Raw genomic sequence first — 3,985 nt, forward strand, 5'->3', positions numbered from 1 at the left:
CGCATGAAAGGATCATCGCAATGGGGTTCGCTTTGCCCGTGCCGGCGATGTCCGGCGCGCTGCCGTGGATGGGTTCGTACATGCCGAGTTTTGTTGCACCGAGGCTTGCTGATGGGAGCATGCCGATGGAGCCGGTGATCATGCTGGCTTCGTCCGTCAGGATATCGCCGAACAGGTTGCCTGTCACAACAACGTCGAACTGGCGCGGATTGCGCACGAGCTGCATGGCGGCGTTATCCACATACATGTGCGTAAGCGTTACGTCGGGATAGTCCCCCGCGATGCGGTTTACTGTGTTGCGCCACAGCCGCGAGGTCGCGAGAACGTTTGCCTTGTCAACGCTTGTCAGACGCTTGTCGCGTTTGCGCGCAGATTCGAAGGCGAGACGCGTGATGCGCTCCACTTCGTAATCATGATAATTCATCAGGTCGGACGAATAAGTGATATCGTCGCCGCCCTTTTCGCCGAAGTATACGTCCCCGGTGAGTTCACGCAGGATGAGGATATCCAGATTGTCGCCGATGATCTCGTCCTTTAGGGGACACGCTTCCTTCAGCTCGTTATAGATAATGGCCGGACGCAGGTTTGCAAACAAACCGAGCTCTCCGCGCAGCTTCAATAGACCCCTTTCAGGACGCTTATCGACAGGGAGATCGTCCCATTTTTCTCCGCCGACCGCCGCCAGCAGCACCGCGTCGCTTGCGCGGCAGATATCAAGCTGGGCATCAGGCAGAGGGTCGCCGTGCTTATCGATGGCGATACCGCCCGCGTCCACCTCCGTAAATATGAAGGAATGACCATAGAGCGAGCCGATTTTATCTAATACCCGCACGGCCTGCGTGGAAATTTCCGGGCCGATGCCGTCACCGGGGATTCTTGCAATCTTATATTCCATTTTTTTCACCTTCCTGTTTTAAAATTTGTCTGTAACCGCTATTATATAATAAAAATACATTGGACAAAAGGGTTTGAAAGAAATAAAATGGATTTGTAGCGTAATTTGAACGGCAAACAGGAGATGTGAATGGAAACAGGGATGTCGACCGCCTGCTTTTTTTGCAGGCTTTACAATGAAGAATCTGTCCGCAGGATGGCGGATATGGGAATTAAGGATATCGAGCTATTTTTCTCGGCGATGGTGGAGTACAAAAAACCGTTTACAGATGAGATCAGGCGTATCTGCGATGGGGAGGGCGTGCGTGTGCGTTCGGTACATGCGCTGTGTACACAGTTTGAGCCGCAGCTGTTTTCTATGCACGAACGGCAGAGGGAAGAAGCATTTTCCATATACCGGCAGGTTTTGGATGCCGCGGCTGAGCTTTCGGCGGGTATTTATGTGTTCCACGGGCCGATGAACGTGAAGCGCGCAAAAACACTCCATGTGAATTATGAACGTACAGGGGAACGCGTTACCGTACTGGCGGAGGAGGCAAAGCAGCGCAGCGTTCGTCTTACCTATGAAAACGTGCACTGGTGCTGGTACGCCCGCCCCGGCTTTGCGCGTAACGTCTTGGCGCATACGTACAGTGACAATCTGTACTTTACGTTGGATATAAAGCAGGCGGCGCAATCAGGATATGAGGTCGCGGAGTATATCGACGATATGGGGGACAGGCTTGCGCATATACATGTATGCGATTACCGCAAGGATCCTAAGAGGGGAATGATCCCGTGCCTGCCGTTTGACGGGGAAATGGACTGGGACGGCATGAAAGCAAAGCTGAACGAAATGAACTATAACGGGCTGATGATGCTCGAGGTCTATCCGAGCGATTATAAGACGTATGACGATCTGCTGGATAATTACAATGAGGTGAAGCAGTTCTTTGCCGATTGACAGGCCGCATATGATCTGCTATAGTAAAACAAGAAATTAAATATTGAATGGCAGGGGAGTCGCACATTGTCGGCTGAGAGTAGACTTAGGTCTAGACCCGTAGAACCTGATCCAGTTCACACTGGCGGAGGGAGCACGTTTTTTTGAGTTGGTTCTTTCCGGTTGCAAAGGGAAAGAACTTTTTTATTGCATCCGGAGGCGGGGCGTGTGTGCGGGCATTGTGCGCAAAGGACCCCCGCAAAAACACAATGAAATAGGTTTTGTGGGGAAGAGGAGCAACTGTCTGAACCCGCGATGCTTTCGTCCGAAAGGACGAAACGAGCAGGAGGACGCGTTGCGACGAGAGGGAGGAGCAAAGAAATGGAAAAAGCAAAAGTAAGAAAAGGATGGCAGCTAAAGGATATCATTATGATTGGTATTCTGGGGCTGATCTTCGCGGCGATCTATCTGGGTGCGTTTTATTTGAGTCAGGCGATCGGTGTGGCGCTTACCCCGTTCGGGCTGGCGGCGTTCAACTTTGAGATCGTGTACGGCGTATGGTTTATGGCGGCGACGCTGGCGGCGTTCATTTTGCAAAAGCCAGGCGTGGCGCTGGTGACGGAAGTGCTGGCGGCGTTTTTGGAGCTGCTGATGGGGAATTTTCCGCTGGTTATCACGACGGGTCTCGTGCAGGGCGTCGGCTTAGAACTTGGCTTTGCCGTGTTCGGCTACAAGAAATACAACCTTGCGAGCATGTGCGTTTCGGCCACGTTTGCCTGTGTATTAAGCTTTATCTGGACTTATTTTACAAACGGGTATGCGGCAATTGAGACTTCTATGCTGATCGCTATGTTTGCGGTACGCCTTGGAACGTCGCTGCTGTTTGCGGGCGTTTTGAGCTGGCTGCTCGGCAAGGGGCTTGCGCGCACAGGCGTGCTGAAGGGTTACGCGATCGGTGCGAAATATGTGCATCAGGATATCGCGGACGACGAGTGAGAGGAGAAACAAAATGAAAGTATTGCATGTGGAGCTGGACTGGTTTGCGAACACGAACCACACCGGATTTTATGTAGCCCTTAAAAAAGGGTACTATGAGGATTTAGGCGTTGACGTACATATCAACGGTGAATTCGGCGGTTGCGGGCATCAGTTTGCGGGTACGCCCGACATCGTTGTCGCGCCCGAACCGGCAATGCTCGTTTATATGGACGAAGCGCCGGAGGCGGAGCAGGCGACGGCGATCGCCGTACTTACGCAGCGCAACGACTCAGGAATCCTTTCCTTAAAATCATGCGGGGCGACACGTCCGCGCGAGCTTGAAGGAAAGCGTCTCACGCACTGGACGCCGGAATGGTTCCATGCGGTGATCGGTTACGCGGTAAATGAGGACGGCGGCGATTATTCCAAGGTCAAGCTGGTGACAAAGGATGTAGGGGATATCGAGCAAACACTGGGTGTTGACGGAGACGCGGTGTGGATCTATAAAAACTGGGAATGGTTCGTGATGAAGCACGCGAACAAAGCCTGCGACTATTTTGCGCTGGCAGATTTTTACGATGTGATGGATTTCTGCGCACCGGCGGTGGCTGCCAAAAACGCGGTGATCAACAGTGATCCGGAGGCGGTACGCGCATTTGTGAAGGCAAGCGATCAGGGCTTTATCGACGCGGCGAACGACCCGCGTGCGGCAGCGGAGATACTGCACAGCTATACGCCGCACTTTGACCTTGACCTGCTCACGGAGAGTCAGGAATATATCTCTAAAATTTATCTAAACGAGCAGGGACACTGGGGTACGATCCGGCCGGAACGCTGGACAACGTTCAGTGCGTTTATGAAGGATCAGGGCATGATCAAGACGGACTACGCGGCAAGCGAGGAGCGTTTCACAAACGAATTTCATGGATAACAACGGTATCGTATGCGACGACCTGACCTTCCGGTACTCGCAGACAAGTAAATACGAGATCATCAGTCACGCGTCGCTTTCGATCGAGAAGGGGCGCGTTACTGTGATCAGCGGTTCTTCCGGCTGCGGTAAAAGCACGCTTCTTTACCTGATGGCGGGCATCTATCCGCAGAACGCGGGTGTTGTTGATTGCGGGAGTGTTTTGGTGGAGGGGAAGGAGATCGGGGAGCTGGAGCCTTCTGAGCGCATGCCGCTTGTAG

At 52.9% G+C, this 3,985-nt stretch carries 5 protein-coding genes and 1 riboswitch; of the genes, 4 read left to right on the top strand and 1 reads right to left on the bottom strand.

The features are described 5' to 3' along the window. Positions 1-895: 3-isopropylmalate dehydrogenase (gene leuB / locus VB081_RS02675; RefSeq protein WP_323399309.1), on the bottom strand; the 895-nt coding region annotated here is incomplete at its 3' end. Between the two features lie 129 nt (positions 896-1,024). On the opposite strand from leuB, the gene VB081_RS02680 reads away from it, so the two are divergent. The 4 genes from VB081_RS02680 to VB081_RS02695 form a co-directional block, all read left to right on the top strand. Beyond that, complete coding sequence (locus VB081_RS02680; protein ID WP_323399310.1) at positions 1,025-1,837, top strand: sugar phosphate isomerase/epimerase family protein; 813 nt, start codon at positions 1,025-1,027, stop codon at positions 1,835-1,837. Positions 1,838-1,879: 42 nt separating this feature from the next. Then, positions 1,880-1,987, top strand: a riboswitch (TPP riboswitch). A gap of 210 nt (positions 1,988-2,197) precedes the next feature. After that, positions 2,198-2,812: an ECF transporter S component gene (locus VB081_RS02685; protein WP_323399311.1), complete on the top strand. Its 615-nt coding sequence runs from the start codon at positions 2,198-2,200 to the stop codon at positions 2,810-2,812. A 13-nt stretch (positions 2,813-2,825) separates the two neighbouring features. Beyond that, positions 2,826-3,725, top strand: coding sequence for an ABC transporter substrate-binding protein (locus VB081_RS02690; protein ID WP_323399312.1), 900 nt, complete (start codon positions 2,826-2,828; stop codon positions 3,723-3,725). After that, positions 3,718-3,985: ATP-binding cassette domain-containing protein (locus VB081_RS02695; protein ID WP_323399313.1), on the top strand; the 268-nt coding region annotated here is incomplete at its 3' end. The genes VB081_RS02690 and VB081_RS02695, both read left to right, overlap by 8 nt.

Source organism: Christensenella sp., from assembly GCF_034927525.1.
Lineage (GTDB): Bacteria > Bacillota > Clostridia > Christensenellales > Christensenellaceae > Christensenella.